General features: G+C 70.1%; 18 protein-coding genes. 11 read left to right on the forward strand and 7 right to left on the reverse strand.

The window, feature by feature from the left end:
- The first annotated feature begins 3 nt into the window (after window positions 1-3).
- A complete protein-coding gene (dnaJ, locus tag NE857_RS10600; protein ID WP_017579604.1) occupies window positions 4-1146 on the forward strand; it encodes a molecular chaperone DnaJ in 1143 nt (380 codons plus the stop codon).
- A complete protein-coding gene (locus NE857_RS10605; protein WP_254420840.1) occupies window positions 1143-1898 on the forward strand; it encodes a 16S rRNA (uracil(1498)-N(3))-methyltransferase in 756 nt (251 codons plus the stop codon). Before dnaJ ends, NE857_RS10605 begins: the two co-directional genes overlap by 4 nt.
- Before the next feature lie 132 nt (window positions 1899-2030).
- Here NE857_RS10605 and NE857_RS10610 read toward each other — a convergent pair whose 3' ends face one another.
- Both NE857_RS10610 and NE857_RS10615 read right to left on the reverse strand, forming a co-directional pair.
- A complete protein-coding gene (locus tag NE857_RS10610) occupies window positions 2031-2783 on the reverse strand; it encodes a hypothetical protein (RefSeq protein WP_254420841.1) in 753 nt (250 codons plus the stop codon).
- Complete coding sequence (locus NE857_RS10615; protein ID WP_026116355.1) at window positions 2780-3310, reverse strand: SigE family RNA polymerase sigma factor; 531 nt, start codon at window positions 3308-3310, stop codon at window positions 2780-2782. The genes NE857_RS10610 and NE857_RS10615 overlap by 4 nt, the downstream gene beginning before the upstream one ends.
- Window positions 3311-3671: 361 nt before the next feature.
- Here NE857_RS10615 and NE857_RS10620 point away from each other — a divergent pair, with 361 nt between their 5' ends.
- The 6 genes from NE857_RS10620 (at window position 3672) to era (ending at window position 8749) form a co-directional block, all read left to right on the forward strand.
- Window positions 3672-4022 carry a histidine triad nucleotide-binding protein gene (locus NE857_RS10620; RefSeq protein WP_017579608.1) on the forward strand — a complete coding sequence of 117 codons (351 nt, stop codon included), beginning with the start codon at window positions 3672-3674 and terminating at the stop codon, window positions 4020-4022.
- Window positions 4023-4307: 285 nt separating this feature from the next.
- Window positions 4308-5411 carry a PhoH family protein gene (locus NE857_RS10625; RefSeq protein WP_254420842.1) on the forward strand — a complete coding sequence of 368 codons (1104 nt, stop codon included), beginning with the start codon at window positions 4308-4310 and terminating at the stop codon, window positions 5409-5411.
- A 138-nt stretch (window positions 5412-5549) separates the two neighbouring features.
- Window positions 5550-6047: an rRNA maturation RNase YbeY gene (gene ybeY, locus NE857_RS10630; RefSeq protein ID WP_254420843.1), complete on the forward strand. Its 498-nt coding sequence runs from the start codon at window positions 5550-5552 to the stop codon at window positions 6045-6047.
- A complete protein-coding gene (locus NE857_RS10635; protein ID WP_254420844.1) occupies window positions 6044-7429 on the forward strand; it encodes a hemolysin family protein in 1386 nt (461 codons plus the stop codon). The genes ybeY and NE857_RS10635 overlap by 4 nt, the downstream gene beginning before the upstream one ends.
- A complete protein-coding gene (locus tag NE857_RS10640) occupies window positions 7426-7770 on the forward strand; it encodes a cytidine deaminase-like protein (RefSeq protein ID WP_017579613.1) in 345 nt (114 codons plus the stop codon). Before NE857_RS10635 ends, NE857_RS10640 begins: the two co-directional genes overlap by 4 nt.
- 10 nt (window positions 7771-7780) lie before the next feature.
- Window positions 7781-8749 (forward strand): GTPase Era, encoded by a 969-nt coding sequence (gene era, locus NE857_RS10645; protein ID WP_017579614.1) that lies wholly within the window; start codon window positions 7781-7783, stop codon window positions 8747-8749.
- A 145-nt stretch (window positions 8750-8894) separates the two neighbouring features.
- Here era and NE857_RS10650 read toward each other — a convergent pair whose 3' ends face one another.
- Complete coding sequence (locus NE857_RS10650; RefSeq protein ID WP_254421932.1) at window positions 8895-9629, reverse strand: IclR family transcriptional regulator; 735 nt, start codon at window positions 9627-9629, stop codon at window positions 8895-8897.
- Window positions 9630-9933: 304 nt separating this feature from the next.
- Here NE857_RS10650 and NE857_RS10655 point away from each other — a divergent pair, with 304 nt between their 5' ends.
- The 3 genes from NE857_RS10655 to NE857_RS10665 all read left to right on the forward strand — a co-directional run bounded on the left by NE857_RS10655 (window position 9934) and on the right by NE857_RS10665 (window position 14063).
- Window positions 9934-11214 (forward strand): DUF6986 family protein, encoded by a 1281-nt coding sequence (locus NE857_RS10655; RefSeq protein WP_254420845.1) that lies wholly within the window; start codon window positions 9934-9936, stop codon window positions 11212-11214.
- A 1-nt stretch (window position 11215) separates the two neighbouring features.
- Entirely contained in the window at window positions 11216-12565 is a 1350-nt protein-coding gene (allB, locus tag NE857_RS10660; protein WP_254420846.1) for an allantoinase AllB, read from the forward strand.
- Window positions 12566-12791: 226 nt separating this feature from the next.
- Complete coding sequence (locus tag NE857_RS10665) at window positions 12792-14063, forward strand: pectate lyase family protein (protein WP_254420847.1); 1272 nt, start codon at window positions 12792-12794, stop codon at window positions 14061-14063.
- A 118-nt stretch (window positions 14064-14181) separates the two neighbouring features.
- Here the strand turns inward: NE857_RS10665 and alc are convergent, their stop codons facing one another.
- From alc to pucL, 4 genes are all read right to left on the reverse strand, one after another.
- Window positions 14182-15297: an allantoicase gene (alc, locus tag NE857_RS10670; RefSeq protein WP_254420848.1), complete on the reverse strand. Its 1116-nt coding sequence runs from the start codon at window positions 15295-15297 to the stop codon at window positions 14182-14184.
- 81 nt (window positions 15298-15378) lie between these two features.
- Window positions 15379-16323, reverse strand: a complete 945-nt coding sequence (locus NE857_RS10675) for a LysR family transcriptional regulator (RefSeq protein ID WP_254420849.1) — start codon at window positions 16321-16323, stop codon at window positions 15379-15381.
- Between the two features lie 84 nt (window positions 16324-16407).
- Complete coding sequence (locus NE857_RS10680) at window positions 16408-17934, reverse strand: nucleobase:cation symporter-2 family protein (protein WP_254420850.1); 1527 nt, start codon at window positions 17932-17934, stop codon at window positions 16408-16410.
- A gap of 413 nt (window positions 17935-18347) precedes the next feature.
- Entirely contained in the window at window positions 18348-19244 is an 897-nt protein-coding gene (pucL, locus tag NE857_RS10685) for a factor-independent urate hydroxylase (RefSeq protein WP_026116356.1), read from the reverse strand.
- Window positions 19245-19339: the final 95 nt, after the last annotated feature.

Genomic DNA, 19339 nt, shown 5'->3' on the forward strand with positions numbered 1-19339 from the left:
TCAGTGGCCAGAGACTATTACCAGGTTCTCGGGGTGCGTCGCGACGCGTCCAAGGACGAGATCAAGAAGGCGTACCGGAGGCTCGCGCGCGAGCTCCACCCGGACATCAACCCGGACCCCGCCACCCAGGATCGCTTCAAGGAAGTGACCCAGGCCTACGAGGTCCTCTCCGACGAGAACAAGCGTCGGATGTTCGACATGGGTCAGGACCCCTACGCCCCCGGCGGCGGAGGCGGCGCCGGAGGGTTCGGCGGCGCGGGCGGGTTCGCCTTCGACGACATCATGAACGCCTTCTTCGGCGGCGGCCAGCCCGGCGGGCGCGGCCCACGGGAGCGGGTCCGGCGCGGACGCAGCATCAAGATCCGCATCGAACTCGACCTCGTCGAGACCGCGTTCGGGGTCAGCAAGGAGATCACCTTCCCGACCGCCATCCTGTGCGACACCTGCCAGGGTGAGGGCACCGCGGCCGGTTCGCACCGGAGCACCTGCGAGATGTGCCACGGCCAGGGTGAGGTATCCCAGGTCACGCGCTCCTTCCTCGGACAGGTCATGACCTCGCGTCCCTGCCCGCAGTGCTCGGGTCAGGGCTCGGTCATCACCAACCCCTGCGGCGACTGCGCGGGCGAGGGCCGGGTGCGCGAGAAGGTCACCCGCACCGTCAAGATTCCCGCCGGTGTCGATGACGGCACCCGTATCCAGCTCGCGGGCGAGGGCGAGGTCGGCCCCAACGGCGGACCACGCGGCGACATCATCCTCGAGGTCGTCCAGAAGGCCCACCCGACCTTCGAGCGTCGCGGCGACGACCTGCACTGCACCATCACCGTCCCGATGACGGCGGCGGCTCTGGGCGCGTCCTTCGCCTTCGACACCCTCGACGGCACCGAGAACATCGACCTGCGTCCGGGCACCAACTCGGGCCACGTCATCACGCTGCCGGGCAAGGGCGTCACCCACCTCGACGGCGGCGGCCGGGGCGACCTGCGCATCCGTGTGGACGTGGAGACCCCGAGCAAACTGGACGAGGAGCAGGAGGCCCTGCTGCGCAAGTTCGCCGAGCTGCGCGGCGAGGACGAGAACCCGGGTCGCTTCAGCCCCGGTCACGGCGGTTTCTTCTCCAAGCTCCGCGACGCCTTCGGCGCCAAGTGACCCCGCCGGTCTTCCTGGTCGAGCCGGCCGCCCTCACGGGTGACCGGATTCGGCTGGACGGTCCGGAGGGCCGCCACGCCGTGGCGGTCCGCCGCATCCGCGAGGGCGAGACCGTCGACCTGTCCGACGGTCTCGGCCTGCGTGTGCGCTGTGAGGTGGCCGAGGCCGTCGGCAAGGACACGCTCGTCTGCCGGGTGCTGGAACGCCTGGCCGAACCCGAGCCGACCCCGCGGATCACCGTGGTGCAGGCCCTGCCCAAGCGGGACCGGGGTGAACTCGCTGTCGAGATGATGACCGAGGCCGGGGTCGACGCCGTCGTGCCCTGGGCCGCCGAGCGCTGTGTCACGCAGTGGAAGGGCGACCGCGGGGCCAAGGCCCTGGCCAAGTGGCGGGCGAGCGCCCGGGAGGCGGCCAAGCAGGCCCGCCGCGCCCGGACCCCCGAGGTCACCGAACCGCTGGACCGCAAAGGGGTCAGCGCCCTGCTGGCCGAGGCGGACCTGGCCGTGGTCCTGCACGAGGAGGGGGCCCAGCGGTTGTCCGAGCTGCCCCTTCCCAAGGACGGGGCAGACGAGGGCACCGGGGCCGGAATCGTACTGGTGGTCGGCCCCGAGGGCGGGATCTCCGACGCCGAACTCACCGCCTTCGACGAGGCCGGAGCGGTCCGCTCCCTGCTGGGGCCGTCGGTCCTGCGCACCTCCACCGCCGGGGTGGCCGCGCTGTCGGTCCTGCAGGCCCGCACCGGCCGCTGGTGACTCCGCCACCGGTCTGAACGAACACAGGACCGCTGACACAGGACCGCTGGTCCGAACGAACGCGGAAGGGGCCCACGGGAGAGATCCCGCGGGCCCCTTCCGCTGTGTACCGGAAGTTCCTCAGACGAACGGTCAGTTCTGGCTGGTGCCGCTCTCCTCGTCACCGTTGCTGCCGGAACCGCCCCCGTTACCGCCGCCCGAGCCGCTACCGTCGCCGGAGCCGTTGCCGGACTCGTCGTCCTCGGGGTCGTCACCGTTGCCGCCGCCCGAGCCGTTGCCGGGCTCGTCGGTGGGCTTGTCCGCCGGTTCGTCGGCGGGGTCGCAGTCCGGGTGGTCCGAGCCGCGGTTGTCCCGATCGTCGTCCTTCTCGTCCTCGTCCCGCGTCCCGTTGGTCGCGGTGGCGTCGTCGTCCCTGGGCGGGCACGAGGTGGTGGACTCCAAGCTCTCGTCCTCGGCGGCGGAGGAGCCGTCGTCGGCGCCTGTCTCGTCCTCGGGGGCCTGCCCCGGCGTCTCCTCCGGCTTGCTGGTGCCGGTGGCCGAGTCCGTCGTGGGCTCGGGGGCCGCCACACTGTCGCCACCACCCTGCTGAGCCTCGGGCGGGGCGCCCTCGCGGTCGGCGCCGGCGGGGACGATCTCCAGGACCTGGTCCCTTACCTGCGGGCTCGACATGATCACCGAGGCGACGATCAGAACGGCCGCCGCCACCGCTGACGCTGGACGCAGCCACGGCAGTCCGAACCACGCCGAGCCCCGTTGGCGCTCGGTCCGCTCACGGATGAGGTTGAGGCCCTCGCCTGAGGGTCTGACCTCGCCCGCCTCGGCCTTGAGTATCTGGCGGAGCTGGTCTTCGAACTCCAGCTCGCTCCGTTCGTTGGGGGTACTCATGACGTCTGCTCCAGTACAGAGCGGAGGGCGGAGATGCCACGCGACGTGTGGCTCTTGACCGCGCCTCGGCTGATGCCCATGGCGTCCGCGATCTGTGCCTCGGACAGGTCGCCGTAGTACCGGAGCACGATGGCCTCTCGCTGACGGGTGGGTAGCTTACGCAGTCCCGTGATGACTGCCTCACGTTCCAGGAGGTTCATGGCTCCGTGCTCGGCGCTGGGCGCGTCCGGCATGGCCTTCGGGGCGTGCTTCTCGACGACGGCCCTGTGACGGAGCACCGACCTGGCCTTGTTCACCACCGCCTGGCGGAGGTAGGACAGAGCCTTGTTCGGGTCCCTGAGACGACGCCAGGCTCCGTGCATGGCCACGAAGGCGTCCTGAACGACTTCCTCCGCGGTCGCGTGGTCACGGACCAGCAGGGCGGCAAGCCGAACAAGTGGACGGTAGTGCTCTCGGTAGAGCTCCGTCACGGCGTGGTCGGCGTCCCACTCGACCGAGAGTGGCGCCGTGGTGGCACCGGCCACCAACGTTTCTGTCGTCACATCAGTTCGACGCACACCCTTGTCGCGGGGTTTACGAAAGGGCATACCTCTTCTTTTCCAAGTAGACGTGCGTTTCAATCCGAACACGCCGGATGCGGCCAAACGGCGGGCATACCGACAACCTGACGCGCACGGACGCAAAGCCTATCGCGCCCCGGCCCGCCACCGGCGGGGAAACCGGATCGGAACGGTTGCGGAAAGGTTGAGGGTTCATCTCTGTCGGGTGGTCGGCCGGGTGTCGGCCGCGTCCTCCACGGGGCCCGCGCACCTGCGGCATCATGGGCACCGGACATGCCCGAGAGGGGTGCCGCCCTGCCCGGCGGCCCCGCGTGACGGAAGGTGAGCGATGGTCGACCCCGACTGCCTTTTCTGCAAGATCGTGAAGGGGGAGGTGCCCGCGGAGATCGTCCGCGAGGGGGAGCGCACGGTCGCCTTCCGCGACATCAACCCCCAGGCGCCCACCCACGTCCTGGTCATCCCGCGTGAGCACCACGCCGACGCCGCGGCCGCCGCTGCCACGGACACCGGCCTGCTGGACGCCGTGGTCCGTGAGGCCCACGAGGTGGCCAAGGCCGAGGACGTGGCCGACATCGGCTACCGGATCGTCTTCAACACCGGGGCGGGGGCCGGGCAGACCGTCTTCCACCTCCACGCGCACGTGCTCGGCGGCCGCGGCCTGAGCTGGCCGCCCGGATAACCACGGGTCGGGGTCGCCGGGGGCGCACACGCCCAGGACGGCCACGTCTTCCGTACGGCTGTCCCTCCCCGGCCCGGTGGGCGCGAAAAATCCCATCGAGTCCGCCGGGTCCCCGTTGGTAGACTCGCAGGCGGGCCCCACCGGCCACTTCGGTTGTCCCGCACACCCGTGGTGAACGTGCACGACACCGTCGGACACGGTGTGCGGCCCGTCCGCGAGGAACCCCGGGAAACCGACCCCGGGGCCGTGACCGAAGGGTAGGGACAGCGGCCGCAAGGCCACACCATGGTCGAGTCAACTCACACGCACCCGGACCGGGAGACCCAGGTCAAGGTCGTGGTGCCGGACGAACACACGATGATCAGCCTGCTGGGTTCGGGGGACGAGCTCCTCCGGGCGCTGGAGCGGTCCTTCAAGAGCGACATCCACGTCCGCGGCAACGAGTTCACGATCAGCGGGACCCCCGAGGAAACGGGCATGGTCGTCCGCCTCGTGGAGGAGTTGATCGAGCTCGCCAAGAGCGGCACCCACGTCACCCCCGACACCATCGAGCGCATGATCCACATGCTGCGCTCACCGGGCAAGGAACGCCCCGCGGACGTGCTGACCACCAACATCCTGTCCAACCGGGGCAAGACCATTCGCCCCAAGACGCTGAACCAGAAACGCTACGTCGACATCATCGACCAGCGCACCGTGGTCTTCGGCATCGGTCCGGCGGGCACCGGCAAGACCTACCTGGCCATGGCCAAGGCGGTCAAGGCCCTCCAGGACAAAGAGGTCAACCGGATCATCCTCACCCGCCCCGCGGTCGAGGCCGGCGAACGCCTGGGCTTCCTGCCCGGCACCCTCTACGACAAGATCGACCCCTACCTGCGCCCGCTCTACGACGCCCTGCACGACATGCTCGACCCGGACTCCATCCCCAAACTGATGGCTGCCGGCACCATCGAGGTCGCACCCCTGGCGTACATGAGGGGTAGGACGATCAATGACTCCTTCATCATCTTGGACGAGGCGCAGAACACCTCACCGGAGCAGATGAAGATGTTCCTCACGCGCCTGGGGTTCGGGTCGAAGATCGTGGTCACCGGTGACGTCACCCAGGTGGACCTGCCCGGCGGGCAGACCAGCGGGCTGCGCACGATCGAGAACATTCTGCGTGATATCGACGACATCGCCTTCTGCCGACTGACCAGTGAGGACGTCGTCCGGCACAAGCTGGTGGGGCAGATCGTCGACGCCTACGGCCGTCACGACGCCGCTCAGAGCAACCAGGCCAACGGGGACCGGGGCCGTCCGGGCCCGCGAAAGGGGCGGCGCCGGGGCGGCGACACCCCGAGGGACGGTGGTGGCGGCGCAGAGGGCGCCCAGGACCGGGCAGACTGAGAAGAAGTACGTAGTGACACCGGCCGGTGGGCCCGCCTCGTGCGGGCCCACCGCTGTCGGTAGGGCGCCCCTCGCCGGGCGCCCCGGCGGGGACACCGCCGACCACCGACCCGAGACGCGAGAAGGCAGCCGCAACCGATGAGTATCGACGTCGCCAACGAGTCCGGCGTCAGCAGCGTGGACGAGGAGCGACTCTCCCGCCTGGCCCGGCACGTGCTCGACGCCATGCGGGTCCACCCGTTGGCCGAGCTGTCCGTCGTGCTGGTGGACGAGGGACCCATGACCGACCTCCACGTGCGCTGGATGGACGAGCCCGGACCCACCGACGTGCTCTCGTTCCCCATGGACGAGCTGCGCCCCGGCGGCCCCGGCCGCACCAGCGACCCCGGCGTGCTCGGTGACGTGATCATCTGCCCGCAGGTGGCCGAGCGCCAGGGCGAGGCGGCCGGTCACGGAACCGAGGCCGAGATCGACCTGCTGTGCACGCACGGCATCCTGCACCTGCTCGGCTACGACCACGCCGAGCCCGAGGAACACAAGGAGATGTTCGGTCTCCAGGGTGAGATCCTCGCCGCCTGGCGCGAGCGCGAGGCCGCCGACGAGGAGACCACCGAAGGGGACGAGAGCGCCCGATGAGCGCGCCCCTGTGGCCCGACCTGGCGCCGCTCACCACGGGTGACCCCCTGGAGTGGGTGGCGGCCTTCGTGGCCGCCCTGGCGCTGACCGCCGTCGCCGGGTTCCTGGTGGCGGCGGAGGTCGCCGTCACCCGCGTGGCCTCCATGGGAATGGAGGCGCTCCACGGTGAGCGCTCCGCCAAGGCCGGCCGTGCCTGGGAGCGGGTCTGCGCCGACCCCACCGCGCACCTGAACATGCTGCTGTTCCTGCGCGTGGTGTGCGAGGTCTGCGCGGTCCTGGCCGCCGCCGTCGGCATGGTCTTCCTGCTGGGGCCGGGCTGGCCAGCCCTGGTGCTGACCGCCGTGGCGATGGTCGTGGTGGAGTGCGTCCTGATCGCTGTCACCCCGCGTATCCTCGGCCGCCAGTTCGCCGGTCCGCTCGCCCGGGCCAGCGCCGCGGTCGTCTACCCGCTCCAGGTGGTGCTGGGCCCGATCGCCAGGCTCCTGGTGGGCGCGGGCCGCGCGCTCACCCCGCGGGGCAAGGGCGACCGGGACGGCCCCTTCAGCAGCGAGGTGGAGCTGCGCCAGCTCGTGGACCTGGCCGAGCAGGGGGAGGTCATCGACCCCGAGGAACGCCAGATGATCCACTCGGTGTTCAAGCTCGACGACACCTCCGTGCGCGAGGTGATGGTGCCGCGGCCCGACATCGTCTTCACCAGCCGGGACGCCGACGCCGACGCGGTCCTCACGCTCGCCATGGGCAGCGGGTACTCGCGGATCCCGGTGACCGGCGAGGACGAGGACGACGTGGTCGGCATCGTCTACCTCAAGGACCTGGTGGAGCGGCTGCGCGACCGCTGGGCGGCGGCCGCGGGCGGCGCCCAGGACGTGCCGCTGACCGCTGCCGACGTGATGCGTCAGGCCAGCTACGTGCCCGACACCAAGCCCATCGACGAGCTGCTGCGCGAGATGCAGCAGCAGCGCAACCACGTGGCGGTGGCGATCGACGAGTACGGCGGCACCGCGGGCCTGGTCACCCTGGAGGACATCGTGGAGGAGATCGTCGGTGAGATCACCGACGAGTACGACCACGAGATCGCCCCGGTGGACTGGCTGGACGAGGACAAGGTGCGGGTGACCGCGCGCCTGCCGCTGGGTGAGCTCGCCGAACTCTTCCCCGACCGCGATCTGGAGGTCTCCGACGTGGAGACCGTGGGCGGTCTGGTGGCCTTCGTGCTGGGTCGGGTTCCAGCAGGCGGGGCCCAGGCACAATACGCTGGACTCAGGCTCACCCTGGAGGGCAAGAGCAGCCGCCGCAACCGGATGACCACGGTGCTGGTGGAGCGCCTGCCCCTCGAACAGGACCAGGGTTCGGACGAACACGTAAGGAGCACGGACCAGTGACGGACACGACGGGACTCGGCCCCGAGGACGGCAAGCTCATCACGCTCGCGCGGGCCTCCCGGGCCCGGAACGCGGCCGCTGAGGGCGCAGCCGTGCGCGACGAGACCGGGCGCACGTACGTCGCCACCACGGTGTCGCTGCCCTCGCTCAAGCTGACCGCGCTCCAGGCCGCCGTGGCCGCGGCGGCCTCCAGCGAGGCCTCCGCGTTGGAGGCCGCGGTGGTCGTCACCGAGGCCAAGGAGTTGACCGAGGCCGACCGCGCGGTGGCGGACGACCTGAAGACCCAGGTGGTGGTGATCGCGGCCCCTGACGGGGTGCCCGCGAGCATCACCCGGCGTTAAAGAAGGACCGATGAAAGACCTCGACCTTGAGAAGCTCCGCGTGCCGCTGGAGTTGCCCTCCTACCCGGAGGGCTTCCGGAGCGGTTTCGCCTGCTTCGTGGGCCGCCCGAACGTGGGCAAGTCCACCCTGATGAACGCGCTGGTCGGGCAGAAGGTGGCGATCACCAGTAACCGGCCACAGACCACCCGACGGACCGTGCGCGGCATCGTGCACCGGCCGGACGCGCAGTTGATCATCGTGGACACGCCCGGTCTGCACAAGCCCCGCACCCTGCTGGGGGAGCGGTTGGACTCGCTGGTGCGGTCCACGTTGGTCGAGGTGGACGTGATCGCGTTCTGTCTTCCGGCCAACGAGCCGATCGGGCGCGGTGACACCTACATCGCCAAGGAGCTCGCGGAGCAGACCAACACCCCGGTGGTCGCCCTGGTGACCAAGACCGACCTGGTGGACAAGGCGACCGTCGGGGAACACCTGATGGCCGTGAACGAGCTGGGCGACTGGGCCGACATCGTCCCGGTGTCCGCGCGCGGCGCCTACCAGCTGGACACGGTCACCGAAGTGCTGTGCTCGCACCTGCCGGAGGGGCCGCCGCTGTACCCGGACGGCGACCTCACCGACGAACCCGACGAGATGCTCGTGGCCGAACTGGTCCGCGAGGCCGCCCTGGAGGGGGTTCGGGACGAGCTTCCGCACTCCATCGCGGTGGTCGTGGACGAGATGTACGAGCGCGAGAACACCAAGCCCGGCAAGGAGCTGGTGGACATCTACGCGTCGCTGTACGTGGAGCGTCCCAGCCAGAAGGCGATCGTGATCGGCTCGAAGGGTTCGCGGCTGCGCGACGTGGGCTCGCGGGCCCGCAAGCAGATCGAGGGCCTGCTGGGCCAGCGGGTCTTCCTGGACCTGCGGGTTCGGGTGGCCAAGGACTGGCAGCGCGACCCCAAGCAGCTGCGCAAGCTGGGATTCGACCAGCAGACGTAGGAGTTCATGGGCGCAGGGGTCCGCTGAGGCGGATTCAGGCAACGAGAGGGGCCGTGACCACATGTGGTCACGGCCCCTCTCGTGTTCCGCGTGTCGTGCGGGGTGCTCAGTGCACCGGGCACGGTGTGTTCTGTGCTTCGTGTGCCTAGCTCTGGTTGTTGAGGTCGGTGGCCAGGACCCGGGCGCACTTGCGCACGATGGGGGCGGCCTGGTCCACGAAGCCCCAGCTCACCCGGGCTTCGGGGCCCGAGACCGACACCGCCATGCCCGAGGGGGCGTCCTTGACGGGCACGGCCACGCAGCGCACGCCCACCTCCTGCTCGCCGTCGTCGATGGCGTAGCCGGTCTCGCGGATGCGCTGGAGTTCGGCGAGGAAGGCCTCGGGGTCGGTGATGGTGCGCTCGGTGGCGGCGGGCATGCCGGTGCGGCGCACGGTGGCCAGGGCCTCCTCGTCGCTGAGCTGGGAGAGCAGGGCCTTGCCCACACCCGCCGAGTGCGGCAGGACGCGGCGGCCGACCTCGGTGAACATGCGCATGGCGTGCGGTGAGGGAACCTGGGCCACGTAGATGACCTTGTCGCCGTCGAGCATGGCGAGGTTGGCGGTCTCGCCGAGGTCCTCCACGAGCTGGGCCAGGTGGGGGCGGGCCCAGGTGCCGAGCATCTGCGCTGCCTTGTCGCCGAGGCCGATCAGGCGCGGGCCCAGGGCGTAGCGGCGGGAGGGGAGCTGGCGCACGTAGCCGTTGCCGACCAGGGTGCGGATGATGCGGTGGATGGTGGGCAGGGGCAGGCCGGAGGAGTCGGCGAGCTGGCTCAGGGAGGCCTCACCGCCGGACTCGGCCATGATCTCCAGCAGCGCGAAGGCGCGGTCCAGGGACTGCACGCCGCCGGAGCGCCGGGCCGCCGCCTCCTCGGGAGGTCGGGGCTGGTCCGTTTGGGGGGTCTCTGAGGCTGACAAGGGTCGTGCTCCCATGCTGAGGGCCGCTGCGGTCACGTCCATCATTCTGCAATACGAAAGCCGTTTTTCGCTCTCCGTTGTGTATCGAAGCTTTCGGATCCGGATCGTCGGTGCCTCAGGGGCCTTGTTCTTCCGAATCGCAGAAGTTAGTATCCGCATATAGAAATTAGTGTCCGGTCTCTCAGTGACTCCGAGAGACCGGCACCGACGACTGAGGAGGACACGACACGTGGCGAGTGACAGCCTGCAAGGCCTGACCGACCTGGTCACCGAACTCGACACCCGGCTCGCGGACGCGGACAAGCGGCTGGACCGCGAGTACCCCGGGACCAACGGCGGCCGCCAGCCGGTCCACAGCGTCTACGTGCCCGCCGACCGCATCCAGCCCGGCCTCGCCGCGGCCTGGGGCGAGCAGGCGATCGCGGTCCTCGACGAGTACGCGCCCAAGGCCGCGGACCTCGCCGAGATCACCGGGCTCAGCGAGGCCGCCGTCGCCGACGCGCTCCCGCTGGTACGGGCCAAGCTCACCCGCGAACCCGTCGAGGACCTGCGCGCCGACTTCGAGGACGGCTACGGGGCCCCTGGTGAGGAGGCCGAGGACGCCCACGTGCTCGCCACCGCGAACGCGTTCGTCTCGGATCTGAAGCAGGGGACGGCCACCCCCTACTTCGGTATTCGGATGAAGGGCATGGAGGCGGCCGGGCGCCACCGCGGCGTGCGCACCCTCACTCTCTTCCTGCAGGCCCTGCTGGAGGGGCACGGCTCCCTGCCGGACAACCTCGTGCTCACCCTGCCCAAGATCACCTCGGTCGAGCAGGTCGAGGCGATGGTGTGGGTCAGCGAGCGGTTGGAGGAGCGCTTCGGGCTGCCCGCCGGGCGGCTGCGGTTCGAGCTCCAGATCGAGACCCCCCAGTCGATCCTGCTCACCGACGGCACCGTGTCCGTCGCCCGCATGATCCAGGCCGGTCAGGGCCGGGTCACCGCCCTGCACTACGGCACCTATGACTACAGCGCGGCCTGCGGGATCACCGCCGCCCACCAGAGCCTGGCGCACCCGGTGGCCGACTTCGCGAAGTCGGTCATGCAGGTGGCCGCGGCCGGTACCGGCGTATGGATCTCCGACGGCGGCAGCAACATCCTGCCCGCGGGCAGCCCCGAGGACGTGCGCTCCGCGTGGAACCTGCACGCGGGCCTGGTCCGCCGCTCCCTGGAGCGCGGCTTCTACCAGGGCTGGGACCTGCACCCGGGCCAGTTGCCCATCCGCTACCTGGCCACCTACGCCTTCTACCGCGAGGCCTTCGCTCCCGCGGCCGCGCGGCTGAAGGCCTACCTCGGCCAGGCAGGCGGCAACGTCATGGACGAGCCCGCCACCGCCCAGGCCCTGGCTTCGGTCCTGGCCAGCGGCCTGCGCTGCGGCGCGCTCGAGGAGTCCGAGGTCGTCGAGGCCTCCGGTGCCGACGCCGGTACCATCGTCGGTCTGGCAACCCGCCGTGTCGGACAGGAGCAGTGAGTTGACCGAACACGCACTCGTCGTCCGCGCCCGCCGCGCCCTCACCCCCGAGGGTGAGCGCCCGGTGAGCGTGGTCATCGACGACGGACGGATCACCGAGGTCCTCACCGGGGACGACGCACCGGTCCAGGCCGAGCGCGAGCTGCGCCTGGCCGAGGACGAGGTGCTGCTGCCCGGGCTCGTGGACAGCCACGTTCACGTCAACGAGCCGGGCCGCACCGAGTGGGAGGGGTTCGCGAGCGCCACCCGCGCCGCAGCCCTGGGCGGGGTGACCACCCTGGTGGACATGCCGCTGAACAGTGTTCCGCCCACCACCAGCATCGAAGGCCTCAAGGCCAAACGCGCCGTGGCCGAGGGCAAGCTCGCCGTGGACGTGGGCTTCTGGGGCGGAGCCGTCCCGGAGAACAGCGGTGCCGGCACCACCGGCATCCTGTCCGACCTGTGGGCCGAAGGCGTCTTCGGGTTCAAGGCGTTTCTTTCGCCCTCTGGTGTGGAAGAGTTCGGCCACCTGTCCCCGGAGCAGTTGTACACCGCGGCCACGGCCATCCACGCCTTCGGGGGCAGACTGATCGTGCACGCCGAGGATCCCGCCGTCCTGGACTCCGCACCCGCCGCCTCCGGGCGCGACTACGCGGACTTCCTGGCCTCCCGCCCGGACGAGGCGGAGCACGCGGCGATCGCCCTGGTCATCGACACCGCCCGCCGCACCGGGGTTCGCGCGCACATCCTGCACCTGTCCAGCGCCTCCGCGCTGCCCCTGATCGCTCAGGCCAGACAGGAGGGCGTGCCGCTCACGGTGGAGAGCTGCCCGCACTACCTGACCCTGGCCGCGGAAGAGGTTCCGGCGGGTGACACGAGCTACAAGTGCTGCCCGCCCATCCGCGACAGCGCCAACCGCGACCTCCTCTGGAGGGCGCTCCAGGACGGTCTGATCGACTGCGTGGTCAGTGACCACTCGCCGAGTACCCCGGACCTGAAGGACCTGGACACCGGCGACTTCGGCACCGCCTGGGGCGGCGTCTCCGGACTTCAGGTAGGCCTGTCCGCCATGTGGACCGAGGCCCGATCCCGTGGCATCGCCCTCGCCGAGGTCGTCCGCTGGATGTCCGCCGAGCCAGCCCGCGTCGCGGGCGTGCCGGGCAAGGGCTCGATCGCCCCGGGCCTGGACGCCGACCTCACGGTCTTCGCCCCGGAAGAGACGGTCCGCGTCGAAGCCCGCTCCCTGGCCCACCGCAACCCGGTGAGCGCCTATGACGGCGCCGACCTGTTCGGCCGGGTCCGCCGCACCGTCCTGCGCGGATCTGACATCGGCCCGGAGAGCACCGACGGCCGGATGATCACCCGGGGTTAGTTCCCCGAACTGTTCACGGGCGCCCCGCCGATGTGGTGGGGCGCCCGTTCGCGTGCGGGGTGGTTGGTCCGGCACGGGAGCGCTGACCTGCATCGGTTGACAGCTGGTCTGGTTCGGGTGATCATCTTGCCCAGCTTTTGTGCAACTTATTGCACAAAAGGGCAAACCCCGAACCGGAGGCCCCTGACCCGTGACCTCCGTTCCCCCGAGAGGACACCCCCACACCATGACCGCACGCATACGTCAGCTCGCCTGGTCGCTGTTGGCAGCCGCGGGAAGCCTGACCCTCATGGCCGCCGCGTGCACCCCGTCCACCGGGGCCGAGGGGACCGCGGTCGAGGTGGCCGAACCCGCCGAGTCCGCCGAGTCCGCCGAACCCTCACAGGCTCCGAGCGGGCCCGCCTCAGCGGCCCCGGAGAGCTCCGAGCCGCCAGCGCAGGCCGCTGAGGAAGCCGCGGAAGAGGCCGCCGGGATCGAGGAGACCACCGCCGCCGATCCGCTCAGTGACGTCCCGGTCGGTTACGCGTCGATGAACGGTGGCACCACCGGTGGTTTCGGCGGTGACACCGTCAACGAGTACCTGCTGAGCGAGTACCCCTCCTGGAGCGAGGAGAGCACCCCCGGCGAGGCGCTCTACGAGGTGCTCAAGGACCACATCCGGGCCGACTCCGACGAGGGCCTGGTCGTCTACGTCGACGTCACCGTCACCCCGGACCAGGTCGGCCAGGACAAGATCGACGTCAAGGACGTCTCCAACGTCTCCGTCCTGGGCGTGGGCGAGGACGGTCGGTTCGACGGGATCGGCTTCAAGGTCACCCGTTCGGAGAACGTCGTCTTCCGCAACCTGGCGATCCGCGACGTCTCCCAGGGCGAGGGCGACGCTCTGGAGGTGACCGAGAACAGCTCGAACGTGTGGATCGACCACAACGAGTTCAGCAGCCAGAAGGAGGGTGTCGACAAGGACTTCTACGACGGTCTGGTCGACATCAAGCACGGTTCGGAGTACGTGACCGTCTCCTGGAACAAGTTCGAGGACCACTGGAAGACCGCTCTGGTGGGTCACAACGACAACCCCAGCTCCGGTCCGGACCGGATCACCTACCACCACAACCTGTTCAGCAACCTGAACACCCGGGTGCCGCTGGTGCGCCACGCGGACGTGCACATGCTCAACAACGTGTTCCAGGACATCGACGGATCGGCGATCAACGCCCGGATGGGCGCCCGCGTCCTGGTCGAGGGCAACCACTTCGACAACGTCGGATCGGGTGAGGTGGACACCCACGCCGGTCAGATCCAGGGTCCGGTGGGCTGGTGGTACGGCAGTTCCGAGACCGGTTACTGGAACCTGGTCGACAACACCTTCGTGGACACCCCGTACGAGCACCTGGAGTCGACCACCGACTTCACGGTGCCCTACGAGTACGAGGCGCAGAGCCCCGAGGACGCCAAGACTGCCGTCGAAGCGAACGCGGGAACGGGCGTCATCACCCCCTGACCGAACAGCTCCACGGCCGCACCGTCCCGGGCATCAGGTCTCTTGCCCGGGCCCCGGCCCGAAACACGTGGAGGGGCGGGCACGCTGACGCGTGCCCGCCCCGGTCTTTCGGCGCTGGTCAGGCCTGGGCGGACTGCCAGCGGTTGCGCAGGTCCGCCGCACCGGCTTCGGTGAGGGAGCCGTAGACGTTCAGGCGGGCGATGCCGCCGTCGGGGAAGACGTCGGTGCGGATGTGCGTGACGGTGGCCGGGGCGTCCAGGACGAAGCGGTGGGCGCTGTCGGGCTGGAGGCGGGTGCGGCCCACGAGCTCGAACCACTCGCCTTCGCCGTCGCGGCCCAGGATGGTGACCCAGCCCGCCGAGTTGCCCTTGAGGTAGGCGGTGTCCAGTTCGATGGCGCGTACGGAGGCCTGGGCGGTCAGGCGGAAGCGGACCCAGTCGTTGCCGGTGTCGCGGCGGCGGCGGTTCTCCCAGCCGTCGTCCATCTTGTGCGAGCGGCCCGGCTGGATGATGTTCTCCGGCGAGGAGTAGAAGCGGTCCGACGCGTCCTCGACGGTGCCGCCGTTGATCAGGGCGGCCAGGTCGAAGCTGCCCAGGGTGGAGAGCCAGTTCGGGTCCGCGACCGGTTCGCCGTACACGCGCAGGCGCGCCACGCCGCCGTCGGGGAACTGCTTGAGGCGCAGGTGGGTCCAGCGGCGCTGGACGTCGACCTTGAAACCGTTCTCCGCGTGCCCGTACACCGGGGTGCGGGGGACGATCTCGGTCCACTCGGCCGCGAGGAGCTCGTCGGTGGCGGGGGTGCCCTCCACGTGCGCGACCTCGACGCTGACCTCGGTGGGGTGGTTGCCGCGGAAGTGCGCGGTGTCCACCACGAGGCCGCGGATGATCCCGGGCAGAGCCAGGCGGACCAGGGCCCAGTCGTGGTCCTCAGCGGTGGGGTGCGGCTGCTCGGAGCTCACACCGCGACGGCGGCGGGTCTCCCAGCCGTCCATGACCTTGCCCTTGTGCCCGAAGTGGTGCGGGTCGAACACCGCGGGCTCGGTGCGGAGCAGGTTCTCGCGTTCGGCGAAGAACTCGTCGTTGGCGGCCACGACACCGGCGCCCAGGCGGCGGTCGGCGAGGTCGACCAGCCCGGAGAAGTCCAGTTCGGTCTTCTTGAAGTCACCGTAGGGGTCCCCGCCCGGGTAGGGCTGGGCGTTGTAGGCGCGGGGGTCGAAGGACGGGGCCTGGCTCACGTTTCTCCTGTCGGTCTCTGTGCTGGGACCTTTCCAGGTTCGCAGGAGAAACCGATTAATTCCAGCGAAAGTTTTTGATCATTATGTTCGTTTTGGCTGAACGGTTGGGTTGCTCAGATGCGCGGCGGCCTCGGCCAGGGCCTGGAGGGCGAGGGCGATCTGCGGGCGCTGGCCCGAGCCTGAGCGAACCGCGGTGACCACGTGGCGGCGCGGTTGGTCCGTGTGCGGGATGCGCAGTGCGACCCCCGGTGTCTCCTGGGCGGCCGCCAACCGGGGGATCAGCGCCACCCCCATGCCCGCCGCCACCATGTCCAGGATCGCCCGCCAGTCGGAGGCCACGTGCGCCTGCTCGGGGGCGAACCCCGCCTGGGCGCAGGCCGCCAGGGTGATCTCCCGCCAGGGCCCCGACGCCCCGTAGATCCACGGCTCCTCGGCGAGGTCGCGCATCCGCAGCGCCGGGGTGGTGGCCAGTCGGTGCTGGGCGGGTACCGCCACGTCCAGGGGGTCGGTGAGCAGCTCGGTCCGGTCGTAGCGGCCGTCGGAGCCGGTCGGCGCCTGTGCGGCCAGGGACAGGCCGATGTCGATCTCTCCCGCGGAGAGCAGCTCGTACACCTCGGCCGCCTCGGCCTGGTGCACCCGGGTGCGCAGCCCCGGGTGGGCCGTGCGCAGGGCGTTCAACGCGGGGACCACCAGCCCGGGGATGGCGGTGGCGAAGGTACCCACGCGCACGCGCCCGGACTCGCCGCGCACGTACCCGTCGAGCTCGGCCTCGGCCCGCTCCAGCTGGGCCAGCACCACGTCGGTGTGCCGCAGCAGCACGTGCGCGGCGTCGGTCAGCCGGACCCGGCGCCCGTGCGCCTCCAACAGCGCCACCCCCACCTGCTGGGACAGCGACGACAGTTGTTGGGAGACGGCCGAAGGAGTCATGGAAAGGGCCTCGGCGGTGGCGCGGACGGTCCCGAGCTCTTCGAGGGTGCGGAGTACGCGCAGCTTGCGCAGGTCCCAGTCGGTCACCCTCACAGGCATACCATTCATCTCCGCTTAACAGAAAGCGGGGCGGGCGCACGGTCACGGTGCGCCCGCCCCGGGGGAGTGGGGAGTACGGAGAGGTCAGGTCCGTTCGGGGTGCTCGGTCCCCTGGCCCCCGCTCTCCCGCGACGACGAACCGCGGTAGGTCGCGCCCGCCTGGTCGGTGTACTTGGCCTCACCGGGCCCGGCGCTGCCGATGTCCGCCTGGTCGATCTCGGCGGGGGAGGCCGAGGGGCCGCGGCCGATCACGTTGAAGCAGATGTTCAGCAGGATCGACACGATCGCCGCGCCGATGATGCCCGAGTGCGCGATCAGCTCGACCGACTCCGGCAGGAACTTGTAGAAGGTCGGGTAGGCCAGCGGGATGATCGCCACGCCCACCGAGGCGGCCACCAGGATCAGGTTGAGGTTGTTGGTGAAGTCCACCTTGGCCAGGGTCTTGATGCCGCTGGCCGCGACGCTGCCGAACAGCACCAGGCCGGCACCGCCCAGAACCGGGGTGGGGATGGCGGCCATGACCCCGCCGAGCACCGGGAACAGGCCCAGAACCAGCAGGATGCCCGCGCCTGTGGCGACCACGTAGCGGCTGCGGATCCCGGTCAGCGCGAGCAGGCCGATGTTCTGCGCGAACGAGCTGGTGGGGGTGGCGCTGAAGATCGGACCGATGATCGAACCGCTGACGTCGGCGCGCAGACCGGCGGAGATGCGCTTGGCGTCGACCTTGGAACCGGTGATCTCACCGACCGCGATGATGTGCGAGGCGCCCTCGGTCAGGACCACGAGCATGATGATGCACATGGTGATGATCGCGGCGATCTCGAACTGCGGCGCGCCGAAGTAGAACACCGAGGTCGGGTTGAACACGAAGTCGGCCTCGCCCACCCGGCTGAAGTCGGCCATGCCGAGCGGGATCGCGACGAGCGTGCCCACGACCAGGCCGAGCAGGATGGACAGCCGCCCCCAGATGCCGGGGAAGAGGCGGGAGCCGACGAGGATGACGGCCAGGGTCAGCCCGGCCAGGGCGAGGTTGCCCAGGGGGGCGGCCGGGACCTCGCTGCCGTCCTCCAGGACGCGGGTGGAACCGTCCATGATCCAACGGGTGGCCACCGGCATCAGGCTGACGCCGATCACCGTGATGATCGTGCCCGTGACGATCGGCGGGAAGAAGCGGATCAGCTGCCCGAAGAAGGGGGTCAGCAGCAGGGCGAACACACCCGCGGCGATCGACGCGCCGAAGGCCACGGGGAGGTTCTCGCCGTTCTGGCCGGCGGCCAGGGCGGTGATGGCGCTGACCGGGACGAAGGAGCAGGCCACCACGATCGGCATCTGCGCGCCGATCCGCCTGTGGCCGACGGTCTGCATCAGGGTGGCGATACCCGCCACCAGGAGTGCGCCGCTGACGAGGATTCCCATGGCGGCGGGGTCGTTCGCGAGCCCAGCGGCGGCGCCGATGACGAGTGCCGGTGCCACCGCACCGGCGTACATGGTGAGGATGTGCTGGAGCCCGTAGACGAGCATGAGCCGCAGGGGCAGCTTCTCGTCCTCGGGACGAGTGGGGGTCGTGGCGTTTGTTGTGGCCGAGTCCTTCGCGGACGGACTGTTCGACATGGCCAGTTTCCAGCCTTCGGGTTGTTGGCCACCACGGGGGTGACCGGGTTCTCCGGGCGGGTGCCCGGTGGTGTCGCGCCGGCCCTGGCTGATCGAAACGCCTGTTCTCAGGCATGCCGAAGGCCGGTGTGGCCCAGTTCTGGGTGGGCAGGCGAGGGAGACCTCGGGTGGGTGCCCCGGCCGCGGTCGATCCACGTTCGAGTCGGGTCCGGGGTAGAGAGTCCCGAAGCCTTCGTGTGTCCGAAGCCCTCGGGTTCCCGGAGTCTCGACCGATCACGGGTCCGACCGGTTCGGGGCGGAGAATCCGGGGCCCGGCCGCACGCACGGGCCCCGGTGTTCAGGGAGCTCGAAAGAGCGCGGGGGAGGGCCCGGGTGAGCGCGCGGCACTCACCGGGGCCATCACCCGGAAGGAGCTAGACGAAACCCGGAACGGCCTTCCAGGCGTCGCCCGCCTCAGGGGCGTCGTCCCGCTCGACCGTCGCCTCGATCTTGCCGTAGGGGCGGTCGGCGGCGAAGAAGACCTCGTTGGGGTTGTCCAGGTCGAAGGAGGACAGGTCGACCAGGAAGTGGTGCTTGTTCGGCATGGAGAACCGGATCTCGGCGATCTCCGGGTGGGCCTCCAGAACGGCGGTGCCCATCGCGTACAGCGTCTGCTGCAAAGCGAGGCTGTGCGTCTCGGCGAAGGCCTCCAGGCACAGGGCCCGCACTGAGGCGTACGACTTGTCGAAGTCGTGCTCGGTGCCGACGTAGCGCCAGCGGGCGGTGACGTCGGTGGCCAGGATCCGGTCGTTGGTCTCGGGGAGCGTGGTGTACCGGGTCTTGGGGTACCCGTGGAACTCCGAGCCGGTGGACTTGAGGACGGTCAGGCCCTCGAAGCCGGAGACCACCCACTCCTTGTCGCCGTCCTTGTTGACGACGGTGGTGCGGGTCTCGGCGCCGTTGCGGGAGAAGGCGTGGTCGTGCGGGCCCTTCGCGGTGGCGATCCGGTCCCAGGAGTACTCCTGGATCTCCTGGCGGGCGCCGTACACGTACTCGTGCTCGTCCACGAAGTGGCGGGCCAGACGCAGCGCGAAGTCCTCGATCGCGCCGACGCCGCCCCACTCGCGGGCCTTGGCGTAGACGGTGTTCTTCTGGGTGTCGGTCGGCAGGCACTTGCTGTTGTCGCCGACGGTGTGGACTTCCTCGAGGTCGCCGCGCAGCTGCGAGGTGACGTTGATGTCCTTGATCTGGTGGACGGCGGTGTCGCGCTTGACGTGGACGAGGCGGACCTCGGCCTTGCCGTACTGGTTGTCTCCGAGCTTGATGCCCATCAGGGTGAACTCCATCCGTGTGGATTCGGTTTCATCGCTTGCGCCGCGCTTTGCGTTCGCGTCGGTGCGCTGTGCGTATGAGGGAGGACCGCTGT

The sequence above is a fragment of the Nocardiopsis exhalans genome, assembly GCF_024134545.1.
GTDB lineage: Bacteria > Actinomycetota > Actinomycetes > Streptosporangiales > Streptosporangiaceae > Nocardiopsis > Nocardiopsis exhalans.